The organism is Roseiflexus sp., from assembly GCF_057785375.1.
In genome coordinates this window covers 31742-52477 of record NZ_JBYNRX010000038.1, presented here as the reverse complement: position 1 = coordinate 52477, position 20736 = coordinate 31742, and the positions used below count along the sequence as shown (strand labels likewise).

Genomic DNA, 20736 nt, shown 5'->3' with positions numbered 1-20736 from the left:
GAACATGTTTTTGTTGAATATTCTGCTGGCAATCGCCTGGAGCGCGCTGACCGGCGTGTTCAGTCCGGTCAATCTGGCGTTTGGTTTTGTGCTCGGGTATGGCGTGCTCTGGGCGCTGCGCCGGCAGTTGCGCGGCGAACGCTATTTCATTAAGGCGCCGCAGATTGTCCGTTTTGTGTTCTACGTGCTGTGGCAGATCGTTCTGGCGAACCTTAATGTGGCTCGCGTCGTATCGCTGACGCCGAACGAGCAGATCAAGCCCGGCATTGTCGCTATTCCGCTCGATATTCGTTCCGATGCGGAAATTACGATGCTCGCCAATCTGATCACGCTAACGCCGGGCACGTTGAGTCTTGATGTGGCTGATGACCGCAGTTGCCTGTATGTGCACGCAATCGATATTGGCGATCCGGAGCAATTCCGGCGCGGGATCAAGGATGGCTTCGAGCGATTAGTGTATGAGGTGTTTAACTGATGGTGCAGATGATTGCGCTCTGGGTGATTCTGCCTTTGTTGAGCATCGCAGTCGCGCTGCCGGTCTTCCGCCTGGTGCGTGGACCAAGCCTGCCGGATCGGGTGGTGGCGCTCGATGTTATGGGAACGGTTGCGATTGCGATTTTTGCAGCATATGCGCTGATCAATGATAAGCCCGCCTTTCTCGATGCGGCGCTGGTCGTCGGGTTGATCGGCTTCATTGGCACTATCGCTTTTGCCTATTACGCGGAGCGACGCTTATGATCAGCCTGTTTCAGGATATTGTCAGCTCGGTGCTGTTGATTATTGGGACATTCCTGCTCCTGCTGGCAGGAATTGGCATCGTTCGCCTGCCCGACATCTTTCTGCGCATGTCGGCGGCTTCCAAGGCTTCGTCGCTCGGCGCCGGATGCATTCTGCTGGCAGTAGCGGTGTCGGCCGCCGATATTGCAATTACGGTGCGTGCAGTTGCGGGGGTGCTCTTTCTGTTCCTGACCGCCCCGGTCGCTGCGCATATGATCGGGCGCGCGGCGTATATGATCGGCGTTCCACGCTGGAAAGGGACGGTTATTGACGAACTCAAGGGGCACTACGATACCCGCCGCCATACCCTGAGCGGTGTCGATGGCGCATCACGACGCCCGCAGCGCGGCACCGGTCCGCTGGGGGATGTGCGGGACGCGGGCAGGTGATGCCAGTGATGAGTGACGAGTATTTGTAGTTTGTGGATCGGAAAATGGGAATCCACTCAGACCACGAAGGATCACAAGAAGAGAGAGCGTAGTGCTTCATGCTTCGTGCCCTTTCGTGCTCTTGGTGGAAGAAAAGAAGAGCATCCACGAAGGCCACAAAGGAGCACGAAGCGCGGGAACTGTGATAAAGCCTCATCCAAGGGCGCGGAGGTGCAAAGGGTTTCTCGATTGAGCGCCTTTATGGATGGCGGAGTGTTGAGCGTCATGCTTCACGCTCTCTCGTGATCTTCGTGGAGGATAAGAAGAACATCCACGAAGGGCGTGAAGGGAGGAGACAGCGCCGGCATCTCGTTACGCGATATTCGATCCTGAAGAGTGCGTCATGACGTCGCCCTCCTTTCAGCATCAGGCGAACAGTGTGCAGGAAGACTGGCGTACCGCTCCACCAGCCGGTTCTTCTGAATCTTTCCGGTTGCTGTTTTGGGGAAAGACTCCACGAACTCTACGACCTGTGGACACTTGAAATCAGCCAGATGCTCCCGGCAGTATGCGATAATCGCCTCGGCGCCCGCTGGCACGCCGGGGCGCGGGACGATGAATACAGCGACCTGCTCGCCCCAGATTGGATCGGGTAACCCGACCACGGCTGCTTCCGCCACTGCCGGATGCCGGTAGAGCACTTCCTCGATTTCCTTGGGGTAGATATTCTCGCCGCTGCGGATGATCATTTCCTTCTTGCGCCCGACGATGAAGAAGTAGCCATCGGCGTCGCACGAACCGAGATCACCGGTATAGAGCCATCCATCCCGGACAGCGGCGGCAGTTGCTTCGGGGTTCTTGTAGTATCCCTGCATCACGTTTGGACTACGGATGACGATCTCCCCCACGACTCCTGGCGGCACAGGCTGTCCCTGGTCATCCACGATCCGCACCTCCTGTCCGGGGAGCGCCACACCAATCGAGCCGATCTTGCGCGGACGACCGTCGAGGGGATTGAGGGTGCTGACGCATGTTCCCTCGCTCAATCCATACCCTTCCAGAATGAAGGCGCGATACATCCGCTCGAAGCGCTCGAAGACCTCGACCGGCATTGGGGCGGCGCCGCAGATGCACACGCGCAGGCTGCTCAGGTCGTACTGTCCGGCATCGGGAAGGTTGTTCAGAATAGCGTAAATTGTTGGCACGGCGCTGAAACTGGTGGCGCGGTAACGCGCCAGCGCCGGCAGGAACTCACGCGGTGAGAAGCCTTCCAGGAGAATCAAGGCGCCGCCCTGGTGCAGCGCCGAGAGCACACTGGCGACCTGCGCATTGACGTGGAACAGGGGCAGCATGCAGAGCAGCCGGTCCGCTGCGCTGATCTGACAGGCTGTTGCATACGACCAGACATCGAACAGGTAGTTGCCGTGCGAAAGCAGAACGCCTTTTGGATGCCCCGTGGTGCCGGAGGTGTAGATAATACTGGCGATGTCGTCTGGTCCGACAGCCGCGCTGACGGGATGATCGGCGGCTGCGTAGAGGCTGGCAAAGGGATGCGCCGGCAGACCGATTGACAGTTCCGGAATGTCGCCGACGATAACGATATGGCGCAGCAATGGGCATCCATCGAGTGCCGGAGTGATGACCGGCGACAAAGCATCGGCGATGACCAGCAGCACACTATCGGAGTTCTGCAGGATGTACTGCACCTCTTCCGCCTTCAAGCGCGGATTGATTGGCACTGCGATTGCGCCGAGCGCTGTACAGGCGAAGAAGATGGTCAGAAACTCCGGGCAGTTGCCGAGCAACAGCGCTACCTGGTCGCCGTGACCTACGCCGAGCCTGCTTAATCCATGAGCAGCCTGGCGCACCCGCCGGGCAAACGCTGCATAACTGACTTCCTCGTCGCGCCAGTAGAGATAGATCTGCTCGCCGCGAGCAGCAGCCTGCCGTTCCAGCAGTGCATAGAGTGATGTGTCCATAGATCCTTGAGTCAATCCTGCGGGAGGATAAGCTCCTCCCGCAGGGTTCTGGCTACAATTCTCGTCCCAGCCACTCGCGATAGAATGTCTCCAGATCGGGCTGAAAACTGTGGATGATCGGATACCTCGGCGGTACCGCCTCAACCTCGAGGAGTGTGCCGTCGAGCGGATCGATGTACTCGCGCAGCTCCATCCAACCCGGAGTGCAGTGCATCATTGCCGGGTAGAGTTCCTGAAGGCTTGCCTCTGTATCGCGCACGCGAATGCGCGCCTTCAATTTCCAGTTCTGCCGGTAATCGCCAAACTCATATCCGCTGCGGCTCTTCGTCACAATGCTGCCATCGGCTTTGCGCACGACAAACAGGTGCGGTCCCAGCGGCAACAGGATCTGGTCATCCCATGGAACCCGTTCGTGCAACACCGCGATATACGTGTCGAACCGGTCGGGATCCTTGAAATTGCTCATCATCGCCTTGAGTTGCGGCCATTCCAGCCTGCCGTCAACCAGATCGGCGATGGTCGATTTATCGTAGTGCGTCATGGCGCTCCTCTGCAACTTTACAGCGACCAGTCGTCGTCCAGACCCCAGAACGAGCGGAAGTGGGCGGCCCATGTCGGGCTAAGGCTCATGCTTTCCTGGTACATCTGTCGCACCGGTGCGATGAAGTCCTTCTGCTCGACCCTGATTCGTTGCTGAGCGATCCACTCTTCCACCGGGATGCTCTGCTCGATACGCTCGCGCCGCATGGCTGCCCGGCGCTCTTCCGTTGCCTCGGCATCCAGTTCCCATTCGCCCTCAGCATTCTGGAACGCAACCACGCCATAGGTGCTGGCAGCAAAGCGCGGCAGCAGATATCCTTCGTTCAGATCGCGCACGACTGCCGTCGGATCGCGTTCCAGCACATCACCCAGACCATTGCCGCCGCGCAGCACGCTCAGGTAGAGATCGTACTCGGCGTGGGGGTCGGGCAGGTGAATGGTGCGCTTATCGCGTTCGCGCACACCCTCGACGTGGGCGATCATCTGGCTATTTTCCGGATCTTCATCGCTGATCGGATAGGGCAGGTGATGGGCAATGCGGCGCGCCATGTCGGTGTGCTTGATGCTCTGACGATAGCCCGCAAACGCCGGGTATCCACCAAAGAGACCCGTACCGAGGAAAACGTTGCCTCACCAAGGTTGTACAGCACCTGATTGGGGGTGTTGTACACCATGCGGATCGACTCAAACCCGCTGCCGCCGCGGAACTTGCCTGGACCGAACGAGTTGGGGCGAATGCGCCGACCCAGGTAGAGCAGCGGTTCGAGGATCTCCCACGCCTCCACATCACCCATGTCGCCTTCCGGGTTCCACATGGCTGCGCAGGTATCCTCGCCATCCATAACATAACGCGCTGACGTGCCGCACGAACTCATCTCGAAGTTCGTCCAGCCGCCTGGTTGCCCGTAGTGATTGGGTCCACCACCCTAGGTCATGTTCCAGGTGCCGGGGTGTCCAGCGATGACCTCTTCCAGGTAGCCCCGACCGACATACGCCATGCTCAGAGCGCGGAAGATGCCCGAATAGCCGGGGATGAGGTAGACCCAGGCGATACTCACCGAACAGAACTTATTGTCGGGATTTGCCCACGATCCATAGGGCAGGTTGTTCTGGATGGCGAAGTAGGCGCCATCGTTGACTTTGTCGTTGGGCACGAGCGTCTGGGTCAGCAACACCCACAACCCGCCCTGTATCGCGCTTGGCGGCGCATTGAACGAGTGATAGCCCCACTTGCTCGCGCCCTCGAAACTGACCTTGAATTCGCCTTCGGAACCAATCTCCACCGTCAGCGGCGCATGCATCAATGTGTCCTTCGCCGCTTCGGGCGGCAACCGGCCCGCCTCGCCGCCAAAGGTCACATCCATAAAACTCGGCACGCTATATGTGCCGGGAATGGTCAATTCCTTCACCCGCTGCACGAACGAACGGCGCCCATCTTCGATGACTTCTCGGATGAACCGTTTGTAGGTCTCGATGCCTTCCTCACGGATGACACGGTGCACGGCTTCTTTGATCATCTGGCAGCCGGCGATGCGCGTCTGCTGGTCGAGCATCCAGTAGAACGGCAGGCGCACGGCGGTCTGGCAGCGTAGTTCATAGTCGCGGTGCAGCCGGTTCTTCGAGCCGACTTTCTGCGCCGAGAGCATGAAACCATCTTCGTAGCGATGAATGGGACCCATCGGCATACCAGAGGGCAACGGCGCGCCCACATCGATCACATGGGTCACGCCCGCCGCCCAACCGATCAGCTCCCCTTCCCAGAAGATCGGTAGAATGTCCTGAACGTCGGCATTGTGGACATCGCCGATGAAAGCGTCGTTATTGCAGAAGATGTCGCCGTCTTCGATACCAGGATTCTCTTCGTAGTTGTTGCGGATCCTCCATTTGATCGCATCGGACATGGTATGCACGTGGACCATAATTCCGGTCGAGAGGGTAATGCTGTCGCCTTCAGGGGTGTAGAGGGCGAAGCACAGTTCGCCGATCTCGCGCACAATCGGCGATGCAGAGATGTTCAGCGCCGTTTCACGGGCATTGACCATGCCGCCGCGCAGACGCGAGAAGAGTTTCTCGTAGCGAATCGGATCTTCTTCCTTGAGCGTCAGGCGCTCGATGCCATAATAGCGCCCGGTTTCAGCAAAAAGGCGCTCACTCTCCTCCAGCATCGACCGAAGCGATCGTTTGCCCCAGCCAATCCCGACGCCCGCAGTTGTGTCGCTTGTCATCTCGACCAGGTGGAACGACCAGGGTGTATGCGGGCGCTTCGATAATCGCCGGCTCGCGCACAATCTCCGCGAACGGTTGGCTGGCAACGGAGACAGTGTGAAGCGGCACAACGATGTGGAGCCTGCCCCGTGGAACTATGGGGCGATTGAGGTGGCATGGCTGGAGCAGGCGGCCCATTTTACGCCTGCACCGGCATCCGAACCGCGCACAATGATGCTGGTGCTGGCTGATGGCGGTGCGCTAGCGATCAGCGTCGAAGAGTCAGGATCAACGTATCAGAAACAGCACACTGAATTGGAACCCGGCGCTGGCTGGTTGTGGGATGGGGGCGCTTCACTGACGCTCGCGCCGCGTCCTCCAGGGCGCGCTTTGCTCGCGCTGCTTCCCGCAGCCACGCTGACCGCCCGGCTCGGCAGCATCATGGATCTGACCGGGAGGAGGCTGTCGGCTGCCCAGGGAGGCGGCGCCATCTGCGCCCGTATGCTGGCAGCCTTTGCGTCGCAGGCGCCATTGCTCAGCGATGAGCAGCGCCAGGCGCTGGGAGATGGCGCAATTGACGCGATCATTGTGTGGCTTCGCAGTGAGCAGACGCTTGGCGGTCGTCTGTCGACTCATCGCCGCAAGTTGCTTACCGCTATCTGCGCCTACATCGAACGTTGCCTCGATGACGATCAACTCAGCCCGCAATCCATTGCTGATCGATTTGGAATCTCCGTTCGCTATCTGCATACGCTCTTCGCGTCAACCGGCATCACGGTCGCTCGCTGGATCGCGATTCGCCGTCTGGAAGCGATCTGAAGCGAATTGCTCCGGCACGGCGGCGACCGTGGCAGCATTCGCGACATCGCCACACGCTGGGGTTTTCACGATCTGCCCCACTTCAGCCGCGTCTTCCGGCAACACTTCGGCGAGCCGCCGTCGGTCTACGTTCGCCGGCGCATCAGAACGAATCGCTCTGGATTGTGAGGTTATGGGCGCGAAAGCGACTTGCCTCATGACGCTTTCGCGTAAGCGGATAGGCTATCCGAAAAATCGCCGCATAACGTGCAGCAGGGTGGGCAAGGCATTGCCTTCGCCCACCCTGCCAGATGTTCCGGGCAGTCTCTCACAACGAACCTCTCACGCCGCCGGGAAGTTTTCCCCGCTTGTGTCCGGGATGCCATGCCCTTTTCTCGTGACGAATGTACCAGTATGCTAAAAGAAAAAACAGGAGGGATGCCAATGGTACAGTCGTCGCCGGAAGTACGCAAGACATCGCTGGTGGCCGTTCGATCACTGCCCTTGGGCGTGGCACAGACGATTGCCATTCTGCTCACCGCTCTGGTGCTGATCGGATTGACCCTGCTGCTCAATACCTTTGTCTTCAACGCCTGATACGATGGCCCGCGTCACCCGATGAGCACCTGCTCCTCCGGGTACGCCACCAGTTGCGGGCGCTGGCGCGCTAGAGCAGCCACCAGCGTCAGCGCCCCCAGTCGCCCCCAGAACATCATGACACAGATGACCAGTTGACCAAACACGTTCAACTTACCGGTCAAGCCTAGCGATAAACCACAGGTTGCAAACGCCGATACCACCTCGAACAACGCCTGGTCGAGCGACGCTTCGTGGGTCGCCAGGATAAGCCAGGTCGCCGTCAGCGCCACCAGGAGCGAAATGGTCAGGATAGCCGCCGCTTTGCGCACCGTCTGCGCCGCCAGGGTGCGCCCGCCAATCTGCGGCGACGCCAGACCGCGCGCATATGCGCCAACTGCCAGCATCAACACTGCAAACGTTCCGGTCGTAATGCCACCGCCCATCGATGCCGGCGCACATCCGATGAACATCAGTACAATCGTCAGCAACTGACCGGCGGGCGATAGATCATCGAGTGGCTGCAATGCAGTGAACCCGGCAGTGCGGGTCGAAATGGATTGAAAGAGCGCCAGGGCGACCTTCCGGTCCAGCGGCTCGTGTGCCAGGGGATGGGCAGGTTGCTGTTCCGTCAGGAATAATCCGCACGCGCCAATCAGCACCAGCGTGATGACGACGGTCAGCGTAATGCGGGTATGGAGCGAAAAGCGGATGCGCCAGAAGGTGAGCAACTCCGCCAACACCGGGATGCCCAGACCGCCGAGAAAGATCAGCGCCCCCAGGATTGCCAGCGTGACGCTATCGTTGGGAATGCCGTACGGGTGCTGCGGCAACCCGCTGAACAGGTCGAAACCGGCGTTGCAGAAGGCGGATACCGAGTGGAAGATCGCATACAGCAGGGCGCGTTCCGGTCCCAGCATATCGCGCCAGTGGAGCCAGAGCAATGCCGCGCCGATGGATTCGATCAGCAGCACCGTCAGCAGTACGCGCTGCACCAGTTGCACAATTGCGCCAGGCATCAGCAATCCCATGGAGTCGGTCAGCGCCAGGCGATCGGTGAGGGTGATCCGTCTTCCCAGCAACTGAAAGACAATCACTGCCATGACCATGAACCCGACGCCGCCGATCTGAATCAGCATTAAGAGCACGATCTGTCCGGCGAGGCTGAGGTCGTAGACGGGGGTAATAATCGAAAGACCGGTCACGCTCAAGGCTGAGACTGCGGTGAACAGCGCCTCGTTCCAGTGCAGGGACCGCTCTGCGCCCATCCCTGGCAGCATGAGCGCCAGTGTGCCTGCAGCAACCAGGATCGCCAGGCCGATCACCAGGCGCAACGCAACCGGTATGGGACGCCGTCGAGGGGATGGGCGCGCCGATGAGCGCGGCAAGAAGCTCATTTCAATTCGGCAATCCGTGCAACGCTCTGATTCTCACCGATAACCGCCAGCAGATCGCCATGCGCAAAGGTAAAATCCGGCGCCGGAAAAACTGTCAGATGCTCGCCGCGCTTGACTGCCAGTACGGTCACCCCGTAGCGGCGACGTAGATCGCATTCGCGCAATGTATGGCCGACGAACGATGGCGGAACGCGCAATTCAGTGATGCTGTGCTCGACACCCAGCGCGATCTGATCGACCATGCCCGGGGCGGCGAGTTCCTGCGCCAGACGGCACCCGGCTTCGTGTTCCGGCAGAATGACGCGGTCGGCGCCGACCCGCAGCAGGATCGTTCGCTGGCGATCAGTGGTCGCTTTGCAGATAACGTGTGGCACCCCCAGCGATTTGACCGCCACGGTGGTGAGCAGGTTCGCCTCGAAGTTCGATCCGATGGCGACAACGACGGTATCGAACGAAGGAATATCAACGGCGCGCAACGCATGCTCATCGGTCGAGTCGAGGGCCACGGTTTGGGTCAAACGATCAGCCAGCGACTGAACGATGGCACGGTCGCGGTCGATGCCCAGAACGCTGAACCCGCGTTCAGCGAGCGTCAGCGCCAGACTGCTGCCGAATCGCCCGAGACCGATCACCGCAAACTCTGGTTTTCCGTTGAGCCGGGGCACCGTATCACCCTGTTGCAGTACGTCGAACAGCCGCAAACCTGTCGCATCTGGCAACAACCCGTTCTTCGACAGTTCTGCGCCCTGGGCGGTATCCGTCTTTCGATTTCAGATCGCCAGACACGTCACTGTGCGCTTGATTCCTGGAATGCCGTGCAGTTCATTCATCACCAGACGACCAATGTCGCGCTGGTCGGGAACTTCGATCGTCACGATAATGTCGTATGGACCGGTCACCGGATCGGCAAGGGTGATGCCTTTGATCGCGCGCAACGTGGCAAGGACTGAGCTTACATGTCCGGCTTCGGCTTCGATCAGTACATAGGCTCTGGCAAGCATGACGCACCTCCGCCTTTGTTTATGCCTGGACGAAACCCGTCCTCATGGAGAAGACGCGCCTGGGAAAAGCGGCAGGTCAGCAACGATGGCGCCGGCGCCGTGTGTCGTCGACTCTCCAGTGAGTTCGGGGCGACCGACATGTATTATAGCACAGCGCTGTTTGATGCGAACACAACCGCGCATTCCGGGCCGCCCTGCAGATGACGCGCCGCGTCCGAAAGCAGTTGACGCAAGGGCGCGCTGTGCGGTATCATACGGGTGCACCTGTTCTCAGGCAAGCAGGGTGAGGCTTAGGATACCGCGAGAGGAGTTTCGGTCATGCGCAACGTTGTGGGCGCACTAGCGTTTCTTATCGGCCTGGGTATCGGCATGATCGGTGGAGCGGCGCTGCTGGCGTACGCCTATCAGGCTGCCGGTCTGTACCCGCCTGATGATGCCACCATCAAGTTTATTGCGCGTGAGCGCGGTTGGTTGCGCGACGACGTGTAAACGTCACGGGCGCAGAGACATGGCGCTGCCAGGCGCATCCGCCTGGCAGCACAGCGGGTGGAACGTTCGCTTGACGGCGCTAATTTCGTCTGATTGAGGTAAAAGAGTTGATGGGGTCTGGTGCGCCGCCTGACGCCATGCAAAGGAGCATGTATCATGAACAACAGTATGGATCGCCTCTGGTTTGCGAGCTATGAGCCGAATGTGCCGCGTTCTGTCGAAATCCCCAACGTCACCCTGAACCACTTTCTGGCGGAGAGTACGAGAAAGTATCCGTACAACACAGCAACCAATTTTGTGTTGAGCTATCTGGCGCGCGGTCTGTATACCGTCGGCGGTAAGATGACCTACCAGAAGCTCAATGAAATGGTCGATCGCTTCGCCAATGCCCTCTATCAACTGGGAGTGCGCAAGGGTGATCGCGTCGCGCTGATGCTGCCCAACTCGCCGCACTATGTGATTGCGTTCTTTGCGGCAATGCGTATCGGCGCCATCGTCGTCAATAATAATCCAACGTACACCGCGCGCGAATTGAAGCATCAACTAGTCGATAGCGGCTCTGAGACGATCGTGCTGCTGAACCTGTTCTATCCGCGCCTGCAGGAAATTCGCGCCGAAACGCCGCTCAAGCGCGTTATTGTGGCGTATATCTACGATACCCTTGGTCCCCTGTCGCGCTTCCTGGTGCACGCTAAACAGAGCAAACAACCGGATTGGGTCGATGTCTCGAAGGACTCGAGCGTGTACCTGTTCCAGCATCTCCTCGAACGCTATGGTCCCAATCCGCCCGCAGTCGATGTGCAGCCCGAAGACGTTGCGTTGTTCCAGTATACCGGCGGGACGACGGGTTTGCCCAAGGCGGCGATGCTGACCCACTACAATCTGGTGGCGAACACGGTGCAGGTCGCCTCTTGGCTGACGAAGACCGACTATGGCGCCGAAAAGATGATGTGCGCCATTCCGTTCTTCCACGTCTATGGCATGACCGTTGCAATGATTTATGGCCTCTACCTGGGTGGCGAGTTGACCATCGTCCCCAACCCGCGCGAACTCGATCATGTGATGGATGTAATGCAGCGCGAGCGCTCGACCCTCTTCCCCGGCGTGCCGGCGATGTATATTCGCATCGTCAACCATCCGCGCATCAATGAGTATGATCTGAAGTCGATCAAAGCCTGTATCAGCGGCTCGGCGCCGCTGCCCATCGAGGTTCAGGAGAAGTTTGGGCAGATTACCGGCGGGCGCCTGGTTGAAGGCTTCGGTATGACGGAACTCTCGCCGGTCTCGCATTGCAACCCGGTGTTCGGCAAGCGTAAGAAGGGGTCGATAGGCATTCCGCTGCCGGATGTCGATGCAAAGATCATCGATCTGGAAACAGGGGAAGACATTCCGTTTGGCTCGGACAAAGAAGGCGAACTGGTCGTCAAGGGTCCGATGGTGATGAAGGGGTACTGGAATCGCCCTGAGGAGACCGAAGCGACGTTTACCCGCGACGGATGGCTGCGTACCGGCGATATTTGCAAGGTCGATGAGGAAGGGTACTTCTACATCGTTGATCGCAAGAAGGATATGATGATCGCGTCGGGCTACAAGGTGTTGCCGCGCGATGTCGAGGAAGTGCTCTTCACGCATCCCAAGGTGCTCGAGGCGGTGGTCGTCGGCATTCCGCATCCAACGCGCGGCGATGATACGATCAAGGCGTTCATCGTGCTCAAGCCGGGCGAGAGTGCAACGCCGGACGAGATTCGTGAGTTCTGCAAACAGCACCTCGCGCCGTACAAGGTGCCGCGTGAAGTCGAGTTCCGCGCCGAATTGCCCAAGACTATGGTGGGCAAGGTGCTGCGGCGCGTGCTGGTCGAAGAAGAAAAGGCGAAACTCGCGGGCGCGCCGGCGCAGGCGATGGAACCAGCAGGCGCACCGTCCGCCAATTCATGATGCTGTGCCGTTCCCGCGCAGCGTTTGATGGAGGGAAGGCGACAGACGCTCAGTCGACCGGTTGGGTGGGGTCTGTCGCCTGTTACTGGTATGTCGATCTCGTATGCCGAACTTGCTTCGCTGACCTGTCCGGTCTGCCGTATGCCGTTCGAGGCGGAAATCTGGACGCTCCTCGATGCGCGGGAACGTCCCGATCTGGCCGACATGCTGCTGTCGGGCGAGCTCAATGTGGTGGTCTGCCCGCAGTGCGGCCATCAGGCGGATGCAGGCGGTCCTCTGCTCGTCCACGACCCGGACGGGCGGCGCGTCTATTTTGCGGCGCCTGCCGACGCTCCGGAGCATGTGTGGCGCGAACGGGCGCAGGAACTGCTGTATGTGCTGGTCGGCAGCCTTCCCGAAGAGGCGCGTCTCCCCTACCTCGGCGATGTGCAGGTGGAAGTTGAAGCCGGTGGCGTGCGCAAAGCGATGCTGCGTCGTGGCAGACGCTTCGCTCCGCGTTCGCTGGAGACCCCGGATCGTTCCCGCACTGTCCAGATGCCTCCTCCGCCGGTTGAACCGTTGGACGCCTCTTCCGCGCCCGATGCCATCGTCCTGGCCATCGAGGAACTGATTGCAGCCGATACCGCTGCAGAGGTTGCTGCAGTGGTTGATCGGCATCCCGCACTCGCGACGCCAGATGCCGATGCTGTCATCGAACAACTCATCGGCGCTGCACGCGCTCAGGCGGAGCACGACATCGCTCGGGCGCTGACAGAGGCGCGCGTCCTGCTCAATGATGTGCGCGCCGGCATCTTGTCCGGCGATCGGCACGATCATTCCGCCGCTCTTCTGACCGCTGCGTCTTCTAGCCCTGAGTCCGCAGCGTTGCATCTCACGGATCAGGCGTATCAGGTGTTTTTGCGCGCCGAAAGCCTGCGTGTGCTACGTGAAGCCGTCTCCGATTATCCGACGCTGCTCGAGCCATGGGTGGACGATGAACTGGCAGCGCGTGTCGATGCAGCGCTGGATGAAGGGAACGAACATCTGGCGCAGGCGATCGAACTGCGCCGCGATGCGCTTGCGCGCCTGCGCGCCGATATGACCGGCGACGAAGGGCTGCGTCAGGCAATCGATGCGCTCTTGCGCGCCGGTCACGAGGCCGACGCACTGGTGGCGGTCGTCAGCGAGTATCCTGCACTGCTGACAGATGCGGCGCATGCTGCGCTGTTCGAACTGGCTGCCGGCGCTCGCGCTCGCGGCGATCACGCGCTGGCAGAGTATGCGGTCGAGTGCCGCGCTTTACTTCGTCGAGTTCGAGAGGGGCTTCAGGAGGAGTGACATGATCGACTTTTTCGAGTACCACATGCGCACCCGATTGATGTACAAGATCGGCCTGGCGCGTGAATTTGCCAACGAAGTTTCGCAAATGGGCGTTCAGCGTGCGCTACTCGTTGCCGATCCCGGTGTCGTGCAGGCGGGATTGCTCGACCGGGTGCGCGAAGGTCTGGAAGGCTCTATCGCTGTCGCCGGCGCCTTTACCGATGTTCCGCCTGACTCGTCGGTGGCCACGGTCGAGCAGGGCGCCGCCGTGGCGCGCGAGGCGGGCGCCGACGTGCTGATCGCGGTTGGCGGCGGTTCTGCTATCGATACCGCCAAAGCAATGCGTATCCTGTTGACCGAGGGCGGCGCCCTGTACGACTATCAGGGCGCGAATTTGCTCACGCGCCCGCTCTTTCCTATGATTGCCATTCCGACGACAGCCGGCACCGGCAGCGAAGTCACGCCGGTCGCAGTCATTCGTGATGAGCAGTCCGAACAGAAACTCTTCTTCCTCAGCCCATACCTGGGACCCGAACTGGCCATCCTCGACCCGGAGATGACGCGCACCCTGCCGCCGCGCCTGACGGCAGCCACCGGTATGGACGCGCTCAGCCACGCCGTCGAGACGTTCGTCGGCGTCGGCGCCAACCCGATTACCGACAGCCTGGCGCTGCAGGCGATCGACATGATCTCGAACTACCTGCGCGCAGCCACGCACAACGGCGATGATCTCGAAGCGCGCGGCAATATGTTGATCGCTGCCGCTATGGCGGGGATTGCGTTTTCAACAACAGGCATTGGTGTTAATACCGGCATCATTCATGCCGCCTCGCACACCGTCGGCGCAACATATCACGTCCATCACGGTACGGCCAATTCGATTCTCCTGCCGCACGGCATGCGCTTCAACGCTTCGGTTGTTCCCAATCGCATGGTTCGGATTGCGCGGGCGATGGGCGTCAACGCAGGCGGGCGCCCCGAAGAGGATGTCATTGCTGACGGGATCGCCGCTGTCGCTAAACTTGCCGATGATTGCGGCTTGCCTACGCGCCTGCGCGACGTTGGCGTGCCCGAGGATGCGTTGTCTGCGCTCGCCGAGGGAACCTTGATGGATGGCGCCATCATGAGCAACCCGCTCCCGGTGGAGTATGAAGACGCGCTGGCTATCCTGCGCGCTGCCTGGTGAGATTTCGGCATATTCGCCTTCCGCCGATGGCGTTCATGTCTCATAGAGCATCAACCCGATGGTGCATAATCATTGCCCGTGGTGACCGTTTTGCGGCTGACGTTGTCCAGCAACTCGCACGGCGGGTCTCAGACCCGCCCTGCTGCTGTACAAAACGCTCCACGTGAGAGGTCCCTTTCTCCTCCCGCAGGAGAAGGGAACCGCTGGAGCGAGGCAGCGCTTCGTCCGTACCGGCATTCTGATGCGCGCAATGGGCGATAGAACGCAAGAGCGCGCCGGAACAACCTGCCTCCATAAGACCGAGGGGCGCCCCCCCTGATGCTGCCAGGATGTGCTGGCGGTGTTCGCCTCACCCGATCGTCACCTTCGCCTCCCGTCACATGGCGATCTTTCGGATAGCCTCGAAAGCAGGGACTTCATCGTACCTGCGACAATCCATAGTGCGTTTTCTTTCATGCGGGGAACTATGCGTGAGAGAGAACCATGGAGCGCAGATCGACCCTGGTTGATACATATTTGCGGGCGCGACTGCTTGGCATGGTCGTGGTCAATGTCAGTCTGGCGCTCCTCCTGATCGCCCTGTACCTCGGACTGATGACGATCCTGCGCCGGAGCGGCGTCCAGGACCAGATGACGGTGCATATGCTGGCGTCGGTTGGGATAGCCGTTTCGGTCGTTCCCTTGCGGCGGCGGTTGGTCACTCTGAGCAACCGGCTGCTGCGCCTGCGCTGGCAAGATAGCGAGGAAATCCTGCGCGAATTCAGCACTGCGCTCAGCCGTACGATCGAGCCTGCTGCGTTGTGCGTCCTCCTCATCGATGATCTCCCGCACCGGTTACGGTTGTACCGTGCGACCCTCTGGATGCTCGAGCCGCTGGAAGATCAGATGTTCGTCGCAATTGGTCAGGAAGCGCATCTACCAGGTGCAACGATCCTGGCGCAGGGAGCGAGCATCGGTAAAGTGCGTCGCTGCACGGATTATCTGCGTATTCCTGCCCATGCCGAGGATGAGTGGGCGCGCCCTTTCGTTGCGCAGGGCATAGGGCTTCTTTTTCCGCTGCGGATTGGCGGTCGTTTGGTTGGAATGTATGGGTGCGGATGGCCGATGAGCCGCCGGGGCTATTCGCGCCAGACGATCAGCCTGCTCATCACGCTGACGCCTGCCATCGCCAGCGCTATCGAGAATACGCGCGCCTATACCGAGATTGCGCGTCTCAACAATCAACTACGCCGACTGGACAAACTGAAAGACGAGTTCATCGAGCATGTCGGGCACGAACTGCGCACACCGGTCACAAGCCTTTCGCTTGCATTGCAACTGCTCACGCATCAACCTGAACTGATGCGCGACCTTAGCCACGTCGTGCGCAACAGTATTCTGCAGCTCGAAGCCCTGGTTGATCGCGTGCTTCTGCTCGATCACACCTTCGAGAATGCCACAGCCCACATGCATCGCCCCTCGTCATCGATTGAACTGCTGCCATTGCTCGAAGAGATGGCCGAGTCATTCATGCCCTCTGTGCGCGCAAAAGGGCTGTGTCTACAAATGCAGGCGCCAGAAGGACTCGCAGTCTGGGGGGAGGTCACCAATCTGCGTCGTGCGTTGCATGAGGTGATCGATAATGCTGTTCGGTATAGCGACAAGGGAACAGTGATCATTACCGCAGATGTGCGGGACGGTCTTGCCATTATTACGGTCAAGGATCAGGGACCTGGCATTCCGCCTGATGAACGTGATTTGTTGTTCAACGCATTTTATCGTGGTCGTCGCACCCGCGCGCTGGCGGAGCAGCCGGGTGTTGGTTTGGGGTTGAGCCTGGCGCGCCGTGACATCGAGATGCTCGGCGGTCAGATCTGGCTCGAGCACACCGGGAGTGACGGTTCGGTGATGTGTATCGCTCTCCCTGCCGTGGAACTGTCGTATGAGGAGGTGGGCAAATCAACACCTCCGTGAATGGAGCAGAGTGACACTGTGAAGAGTTGAAGGTAATCGTTACCTGTGGAATGGCGCCCGTTGACCGCGTGGGACGGCGGACGGCAAGCGTGGTGTGCGGTGGCGCCCGTTGACCGCGTGGGACGGCGGACGGCGAGCAAGTTCCAGGTGGGCAGATGTGCAGGTTCCCCTAACCCCTCAGTTCTCATACGAATACGCGGTCATTTGTACAATATATGGTTTTTGAGCACATCATCCGGTATCGCCTGGTTGAACTCGTGCAGGCGGGCTTTGCAGCAGTAACCCGCAGCTTCAGCTGCCGGGCGGACGAGTGGCTGGCGGAATACGTATTCAAAAACCATGATTGAGTCCACTGCACATCGGCTTCACCACCAGGGACGCGAAGTGCACGAAGGGGAAGCACCATGAAGCGCAGTTCCTTTGTGTCCCTTGGTGACCTTCGTGGTCGCTGCATAGAGGCTTCACCACCAGGGACACGAAGTGCACGAAGGGGAAGCACCATAAAGCGCAGTTCCTTTGTGTCCCTTGGTGACCTTCGTGGTTGCTTGTTGCGTGGATCGTTGCGTCGTGCGAACATCTTGTCTGACTGACCGCACGTTAGTATCAGTTCTCAGCACGAACCTCACGTCGCGCCGCGATCCAGACCTGTCGCGCCGCATCGGCATTCATTGCCAGGATTCCCAATCCCACGATGAGGTCAGGCCATCCCGAAAGAATGACGGCGGTCAGAAGCCCTGCCACGACAATGGCGATGTTCGCCAGCGCATCATTTCGTGCCGAAAGAAAAGCGGCTTTTGCCAGACTCCCGCGATGCTTCCGATGACGGGCAAGCACCAGCGCACAGGTCAGGTTGATGACCAGGGCGCCCGCTCCTGCTACAGCCAGCCACGTCGGGTCGGGCGGGGTGGGATGCAGAAATTTCTCCCATGCTGTCTGAATCGTCGCAAGTCCGGGGATCAAGAGAATGGCGGCGAGGATCATCCCCAGCCGTCCGCGCCAGACAGGTGACCAGCTCAGCCCGACAAGAATGAGCAGGTTGAGCACCGTATCTTCGAGGAAGTCGATACTGTCGGCAAACAACGCCACTGATCCAATTGCGAGGGCTATAGCGAATTCGATCCCAAAATAGACGAAGTTTGCCAGGGCTACGAAGAGCACAGCGCCACGCAACGCCGTATCCGACGTTTGAAGGGATGTGTTTTCAACGCTCATGATGAAATCCTATGGAGTTGCCGGCACAGCACTGATGTCCTGGCTCAGGATGACATGACGCGGCAGGCGTGTGGTAAGACGATCAATGAGGAGTGTTTCGTCGTAGCACTGCCCGGCATAGAGACAGCTGAGCGCCCAGAGGTGTTGCAGGTGTAAACGAGTGAACACGCGACCGTCGCCAAGATCACGATCGGCAAGCACACGCGGCAGAAGACGGTCGATAAGTGCGTCCAATTCAACAGTAGACATCCGCATATCTCCCTTGAACAAGCGGTTTCAATTTTCTGTCAGATGTCTATCAGAAGGTGGTCATATTGTAGCACAAACCTCGGAAGAGTCCAGTTGGCGGCACGCCCGCGCGACGAGCCTGATTCTGATGAATATGAGGAATTAAATCCGGGGTAGCCTGTGCAGGCAGGCTTCGCAACCGTGGATCGCGGCTTTAGCCGCCGGGCGCAGAGCGAATGCCGGATTCTTTTGTAAATGTTCATCAGCGTGGGGCGGGGGTGTGGGTTGGCGCGGGGCGGAGCGGATCCCCGGCTTCGGTCGCCTTCCATCTCATCGGTCGCAGCCATGCCGTGAATGGTTTGTTCCTCATCAGGGCGTGTCTAAAAAGTCAATTGGGTGGGCGAAGGCACTGCCTTCGCCCACCCAATTGCACCTTCTCAAATATCTTCGTGGTACTTGAACGATACCTTCAGTTTCGTGCGATACATGATCTTGCCATCTTCCAGGTGAATGTCCATCTCGGCCACCTCGCCAACCCGGAGATCCTTCAGGTGGCGTGATGCGGTCTCGATGGCGTTTACCGCTGCTTTCTCCCACGACTCAGAACTTGTGCCGACCAATTCGATGATCTTGTACACGCTCTCGGACATGGCTTTCCTCCTTACTACATAACGACCTGATCAAAAATGACCTGCCAGCATCCGCACGTCGCGCTCGAATGAGGCAATGAATGGGCGTACAAGACGGATGAAATCGTCGCTCCGCATACTGATGGCATCCTGGTGTGTGCCTGCCTGAAAGGTGATCGTTTCGCATGCAGTGAGATCGCGATCCAGATATACCGGCAGGTTGTATAGATTGCCGAATGGCGGCATCGCACCAGGCTCACAGTCGGGAAACACCGGCGCGAATTCGCGCTCGTCTGCCAGACAGACCTCTCGCGCTCCGATGATCTCGGCGAGCCGTGCCAGGTCAGCGCGGGCATCGGCGGGTACGACGAGCATCGCCAGCCGTCCGTCGATGAAAACCATCACGACTTTGGCGAAGGTGTGGGGCGGCACGTGTTCGTAAGCGGCGACAGCGGAAGCGGTATACGCGGTGGGATGACGGTGAATTGTGTACGAAACGCGATTTTCGCGCAAATACGCGCCGAGGCGTTCGAGACACGTCATTGCAGCACCTCCTTGTGCCTGTTGGTCTCACAGTATACACGACTCCCTCGTGTCAATCCGGGCAGAAGCGACGACTCAGAGGGAATTTTCGTTCACTTTTTGACGATCTGCGCCATTGCTGGTATGCTAGCAGACAGGTATGAGGCGCGAGGCAAGAGGCGCGAGGCAAGAGGCGCGAGGCAAGAGGCGCGAGGCAAGAGGCGCGAGGCAAGAGGCGCGAGGCAAGAGGCGCGAGGCGCGAGGCAAGAGGCGCGAGGCAAGAGGCGCGAGGCAAGAGGCAAGAGGCGCGAGGCAAGAGGGGCACAAAGTGTTTAACCCCTAATCCCTGGTTCTCATCTCAGTGCTATGACAACAATTCTTGACGAACTACGCTGGCGCGGGCTGCTGTACGAAAGCAGCGAAGGGCTGGAAGAATTGCTGGAGCGTGAGCGTGTAACGCTCTATATCGGCTTTGACCCCAGCGCTGATAGTCTGCATATCGGTCATTTACTGCCATTGCTGACCCTGGCGCGTTTCCAGCGCTGGGGGCACACGCCGATCGCGCTGGCTGGCGGCGGTACCGGGCTGATCGGTGATCCAAGCGGCAAAACCCAGGAACGTCCCCTGCTCAGCAAAGAACAGGTCGCTGCAAATGTCGAGGCAATCAAGCGCCAACTTGCTCAGTTTCTCGATTTCGATGCCGGCGACTATTCCGCCAAACTTCTCAATAACGCCGAATGGCTGACGCGCATGTCGCTGATGGATTTTCTGCGCGATGTTGGCAAACATCTGACCGTCAATTACATGCTGGCGAAAGACTCGGTTCGCTCACGGATGACCAGTGAAACCGGCATTTCGTTCACCGAGTTCAGCTACATGCTGCTCCAGGCATACGATTTTGCCTATCTTTTTGAGCATCATGGCTGTAAACTTCAGGCAGGCGGCAGTGACCAGTGGGGAAACATTACTGCCGGCATCGAGCTGATCCGTCGCACGCTCGGGCAGAAGGCGTATGGGCTGGTTTATCCGCTGGTGACGAAAGCAGATGGCACGAAGTTCGGCAAGACCGAGTCAGGGGCGGTGTGGCTTGATCCGAAGCGCACGTCGCCCTACCACTTCTACCAGTTCTGGTACAACATCGATGATGCGGATGTCGGCAAGTATCTGCGATACTTTACCTGGTTGAGCGCCGCCGAGATCGAAGAACTAGAGCAGATCACGGCGCATCAACCGAAGCGTCGCGCCGCGCAGCAACGCCTGGCGCGCGACGTGACGCGCATGGTGCACGGCGAAACAGCGCTGGCGCGCGCCGAAGAGGCGTCACAGGCGCTGTTCGGCGGTTCGCTGGTCAGCCTCAGCGCCGATGATGTGGCGGATATCTTCGAGGATGTGCCGTCGACCACGTTCCTGCGCCAGGACCTCGAAGGTGATGGGATGAGCCTGATCGATGCGCTGGTGCGCTGCGGCGTCGCTACGTCGAAAAGCGACGCGCGACGCGCCGTTGAAGGTGGCGGCATCTACATCAATAATATCCAGAGCGTCGATCTGGGGCGCCGGCTGACACTGCAAGACAGTATCGAGGGACGGTTTATCGTGGTGCGCAAAGGGCGCAGGCATTACCACCTGATCCGGCTGGTATGAG

General features: G+C 59.5%; 22 protein-coding genes and 1 pseudogene. 12 read left to right on the top strand and 11 right to left on the bottom strand.

Features of this window, described 5'->3' with window-relative positions; genetic code table 11:
* Window positions 1-4: 4 nt before the first annotated feature.
* The 3 genes from AC3EA7_RS07210 to mnhG are packed head-to-tail and all read left to right on the top strand — an operon-like array spanning window position 5 to window position 1166.
* A complete protein-coding gene (locus tag AC3EA7_RS07210) occupies window positions 5-475 on the top strand; it encodes a Na+/H+ antiporter subunit E (protein ID WP_488613359.1) in 471 nt (156 codons plus the stop codon).
* Entirely contained in the window at window positions 475-738 is a 264-nt protein-coding gene (locus AC3EA7_RS07205) for a cation:proton antiporter (protein ID WP_488613358.1), read from the top strand. The genes AC3EA7_RS07210 and AC3EA7_RS07205 overlap by 1 nt, the downstream gene beginning before the upstream one ends.
* Window positions 735-1166: a monovalent cation/H(+) antiporter subunit G gene (mnhG, locus tag AC3EA7_RS07200; RefSeq protein WP_488613357.1), complete on the top strand. Its 432-nt coding sequence runs from the start codon at window positions 735-737 to the stop codon at window positions 1164-1166. The genes AC3EA7_RS07205 and mnhG overlap by 4 nt, the downstream gene beginning before the upstream one ends.
* A gap of 380 nt (window positions 1167-1546) precedes the next feature.
* On the opposite strand, the gene AC3EA7_RS07195 is transcribed toward mnhG, so the two are convergent.
* The 4 genes and pseudogenes from AC3EA7_RS07195 to AC3EA7_RS07180 all read right to left on the bottom strand — a co-directional run bounded on the left by AC3EA7_RS07195 (window position 1547) and on the right by AC3EA7_RS07180 (window position 5706).
* On the bottom strand, window positions 1547-3124 hold the full coding sequence (locus AC3EA7_RS07195) for a class I adenylate-forming enzyme family protein (RefSeq protein WP_488613356.1): 1578 nt from the start codon (window positions 3122-3124) through the stop codon (window positions 1547-1549).
* A gap of 52 nt (window positions 3125-3176) precedes the next feature.
* On the bottom strand, window positions 3177-3665 hold the full coding sequence (locus AC3EA7_RS07190) for an acetone carboxylase subunit gamma (protein ID WP_488613355.1): 489 nt from the start codon (window positions 3663-3665) through the stop codon (window positions 3177-3179).
* 17 nt (window positions 3666-3682) lie between these two features.
* Entirely contained in the window at window positions 3683-4213 is a 531-nt protein-coding gene (locus AC3EA7_RS07185) for a hypothetical protein (protein ID WP_488613354.1), read from the bottom strand.
* Window positions 4144-5706 (bottom strand): annotated as a pseudogene (locus AC3EA7_RS07180) (hydantoinase B/oxoprolinase family protein). Before AC3EA7_RS07180 ends, AC3EA7_RS07185 begins: the two are co-directional and overlap by 70 nt.
* 280 nt (window positions 5707-5986) lie before the next feature.
* Here AC3EA7_RS07180 and AC3EA7_RS07175 point away from each other — a divergent pair.
* The 3 genes from AC3EA7_RS07175 to AC3EA7_RS07165 all read left to right on the top strand — a co-directional run bounded on the left by AC3EA7_RS07175 (window position 5987) and on the right by AC3EA7_RS07165 (window position 7264).
* Window positions 5987-6688 (top strand): hypothetical protein, encoded by a 702-nt coding sequence (locus tag AC3EA7_RS07175; protein WP_488613353.1) that lies wholly within the window; start codon window positions 5987-5989, stop codon window positions 6686-6688.
* Between the two features lie 6 nt (window positions 6689-6694).
* On the top strand, window positions 6695-6856 hold the full coding sequence (locus AC3EA7_RS07170; RefSeq protein WP_488613352.1) for a helix-turn-helix domain-containing protein: 162 nt from the start codon (window positions 6695-6697) through the stop codon (window positions 6854-6856).
* Between the two features lie 255 nt (window positions 6857-7111).
* Window positions 7112-7264, top strand: a complete 153-nt coding sequence (locus AC3EA7_RS07165) for a hypothetical protein (protein WP_488613351.1) — start codon at window positions 7112-7114, stop codon at window positions 7262-7264.
* 14 nt (window positions 7265-7278) lie between these two features.
* Here AC3EA7_RS07165 and AC3EA7_RS07160 read toward each other — a convergent pair whose 3' ends face one another.
* The 3 genes from AC3EA7_RS07160 to AC3EA7_RS07150 are packed head-to-tail and all read right to left on the bottom strand — an operon-like array spanning window position 7279 to window position 9641.
* Window positions 7279-8640 carry a TrkH family potassium uptake protein gene (locus tag AC3EA7_RS07160; protein ID WP_488613350.1) on the bottom strand — a complete coding sequence of 454 codons (1362 nt, stop codon included), beginning with the start codon at window positions 8638-8640 and terminating at the stop codon, window positions 7279-7281.
* Window positions 8637-9359, bottom strand: coding sequence for a potassium channel family protein (locus tag AC3EA7_RS07155; protein ID WP_488613349.1), 723 nt, complete (start codon window positions 9357-9359; stop codon window positions 8637-8639). The genes AC3EA7_RS07160 and AC3EA7_RS07155 overlap by 4 nt, the downstream gene beginning before the upstream one ends.
* 51 nt (window positions 9360-9410) lie before the next feature.
* Window positions 9411-9641 (bottom strand): Lrp/AsnC ligand binding domain-containing protein, encoded by a 231-nt coding sequence (locus AC3EA7_RS07150; RefSeq protein ID WP_488613348.1) that lies wholly within the window; start codon window positions 9639-9641, stop codon window positions 9411-9413.
* A gap of 318 nt (window positions 9642-9959) precedes the next feature.
* On the opposite strand from AC3EA7_RS07150, the gene AC3EA7_RS07145 reads away from it, so the two are divergent.
* The 5 genes from AC3EA7_RS07145 (at window position 9960) to AC3EA7_RS07125 (ending at window position 16503) form a co-directional block, all read left to right on the top strand.
* Window positions 9960-10130, top strand: a complete 171-nt coding sequence (locus AC3EA7_RS07145; RefSeq protein ID WP_011956813.1) for a hypothetical protein — start codon at window positions 9960-9962, stop codon at window positions 10128-10130.
* A 156-nt stretch (window positions 10131-10286) separates the two neighbouring features.
* On the top strand, window positions 10287-12065 hold the full coding sequence (locus AC3EA7_RS07140) for a long-chain-fatty-acid--CoA ligase (RefSeq protein ID WP_488613347.1): 1779 nt from the start codon (window positions 10287-10289) through the stop codon (window positions 12063-12065).
* 90 nt (window positions 12066-12155) lie between these two features.
* Window positions 12156-13382: a CpXC domain-containing protein gene (locus tag AC3EA7_RS07135; RefSeq protein WP_488613346.1), complete on the top strand. Its 1227-nt coding sequence runs from the start codon at window positions 12156-12158 to the stop codon at window positions 13380-13382.
* A gap of 1 nt (window position 13383) precedes the next feature.
* Window positions 13384-14550, top strand: coding sequence for an iron-containing alcohol dehydrogenase (locus AC3EA7_RS07130; protein WP_488613345.1), 1167 nt, complete (start codon window positions 13384-13386; stop codon window positions 14548-14550).
* A gap of 483 nt (window positions 14551-15033) precedes the next feature.
* Window positions 15034-16503 (top strand): sensor histidine kinase, encoded by a 1470-nt coding sequence (locus AC3EA7_RS07125; RefSeq protein ID WP_488613344.1) that lies wholly within the window; start codon window positions 15034-15036, stop codon window positions 16501-16503.
* A gap of 603 nt (window positions 16504-17106) precedes the next feature.
* Here AC3EA7_RS07125 and AC3EA7_RS07120 read toward each other — a convergent pair.
* The 4 genes from AC3EA7_RS07120 to AC3EA7_RS07105 all read right to left on the bottom strand — a co-directional run bounded on the left by AC3EA7_RS07120 (window position 17107) and on the right by AC3EA7_RS07105 (window position 19115).
* Window positions 17107-17715 carry a cation efflux transmembrane domain-containing protein gene (locus AC3EA7_RS07120; protein ID WP_488613343.1) on the bottom strand — a complete coding sequence of 203 codons (609 nt, stop codon included), beginning with the start codon at window positions 17713-17715 and terminating at the stop codon, window positions 17107-17109.
* Between the two features lie 9 nt (window positions 17716-17724).
* Complete coding sequence (locus tag AC3EA7_RS07115) at window positions 17725-17964, bottom strand: hypothetical protein (RefSeq protein WP_488613342.1); 240 nt, start codon at window positions 17962-17964, stop codon at window positions 17725-17727.
* A gap of 416 nt (window positions 17965-18380) precedes the next feature.
* Window positions 18381-18593 carry a dodecin family protein gene (locus tag AC3EA7_RS07110; RefSeq protein ID WP_488613341.1) on the bottom strand — a complete coding sequence of 71 codons (213 nt, stop codon included), beginning with the start codon at window positions 18591-18593 and terminating at the stop codon, window positions 18381-18383.
* A gap of 30 nt (window positions 18594-18623) precedes the next feature.
* Window positions 18624-19115 (bottom strand): aminoacyl-tRNA deacylase, encoded by a 492-nt coding sequence (locus AC3EA7_RS07105; RefSeq protein WP_488613340.1) that lies wholly within the window; start codon window positions 19113-19115, stop codon window positions 18624-18626.
* Between the two features lie 345 nt (window positions 19116-19460).
* Between AC3EA7_RS07105 and tyrS the strand changes: the two genes are divergently transcribed.
* Window positions 19461-20735, top strand: a complete 1275-nt coding sequence (gene tyrS, locus AC3EA7_RS07100) for a tyrosine--tRNA ligase (protein ID WP_488613339.1) — start codon at window positions 19461-19463, stop codon at window positions 20733-20735.
* Window position 20736: the final 1 nt, after the last annotated feature.

Excerpts from the sequence above, each read along its gene's own strand:
- AC3EA7_RS07210 (WP_488613359.1), top strand. The coding sequence starts at position 5 with ATGTTTTTGTTGAATATTCTGCTGGCAATCGCCTGGAGCGCGCTGACC.
- AC3EA7_RS07205 (WP_488613358.1), top strand. The coding sequence starts at position 475 with ATGGTGCAGATGATTGCGCTCTGGGTGATTCTGCCTTTGTTGAGCATC.
- mnhG (WP_488613357.1), top strand. The coding sequence starts at position 735 with ATGATCAGCCTGTTTCAGGATATTGTCAGCTCGGTGCTGTTGATTATT.
- AC3EA7_RS07195 (WP_488613356.1), bottom strand. The coding sequence starts at position 3,124 with ATGGACACATCACTCTATGCACTGCTGGAACGGCAGGCTGCTGCTCGC.
- AC3EA7_RS07190 (WP_488613355.1), bottom strand. The coding sequence starts at position 3,665 with ATGACGCACTACGATAAATCGACCATCGCCGATCTGGTTGACGGCAGG.
- AC3EA7_RS07185 (WP_488613354.1), bottom strand. The coding sequence starts at position 4,213 with ATGGCGCGCCGCATTGCCCATCACCTGCCCTATCCGATCAGCGATGAA.
- AC3EA7_RS07165 (WP_488613351.1), top strand. The coding sequence starts at position 7,112 with ATGGTACAGTCGTCGCCGGAAGTACGCAAGACATCGCTGGTGGCCGTT.
- AC3EA7_RS07160 (WP_488613350.1), bottom strand. The coding sequence starts at position 8,640 with ATGAGCTTCTTGCCGCGCTCATCGGCGCGCCCATCCCCTCGACGGCGT.
- AC3EA7_RS07150 (WP_488613348.1), bottom strand. The coding sequence starts at position 9,641 with ATGCTTGCCAGAGCCTATGTACTGATCGAAGCCGAAGCCGGACATGTA.
- AC3EA7_RS07145 (WP_011956813.1), top strand. The coding sequence starts at position 9,960 with ATGCGCAACGTTGTGGGCGCACTAGCGTTTCTTATCGGCCTGGGTATC.
- AC3EA7_RS07140 (WP_488613347.1), top strand. The coding sequence starts at position 10,287 with ATGAACAACAGTATGGATCGCCTCTGGTTTGCGAGCTATGAGCCGAAT.
- AC3EA7_RS07135 (WP_488613346.1), top strand. The coding sequence starts at position 12,156 with ATGTCGATCTCGTATGCCGAACTTGCTTCGCTGACCTGTCCGGTCTGC.
- AC3EA7_RS07130 (WP_488613345.1), top strand. The coding sequence starts at position 13,384 with ATGATCGACTTTTTCGAGTACCACATGCGCACCCGATTGATGTACAAG.
- AC3EA7_RS07125 (WP_488613344.1), top strand. The coding sequence starts at position 15,034 with ATGGAGCGCAGATCGACCCTGGTTGATACATATTTGCGGGCGCGACTG.
- AC3EA7_RS07120 (WP_488613343.1), bottom strand. The coding sequence starts at position 17,715 with ATGAGCGTTGAAAACACATCCCTTCAAACGTCGGATACGGCGTTGCGT.
- AC3EA7_RS07115 (WP_488613342.1), bottom strand. The coding sequence starts at position 17,964 with ATGTCTACTGTTGAATTGGACGCACTTATCGACCGTCTTCTGCCGCGT.
- AC3EA7_RS07110 (WP_488613341.1), bottom strand. The coding sequence starts at position 18,593 with ATGTCCGAGAGCGTGTACAAGATCATCGAATTGGTCGGCACAAGTTCT.
- AC3EA7_RS07105 (WP_488613340.1), bottom strand. The coding sequence starts at position 19,115 with ATGACGTGTCTCGAACGCCTCGGCGCGTATTTGCGCGAAAATCGCGTT.
- tyrS (WP_488613339.1), top strand. The coding sequence starts at position 19,461 with ATGACAACAATTCTTGACGAACTACGCTGGCGCGGGCTGCTGTACGAA.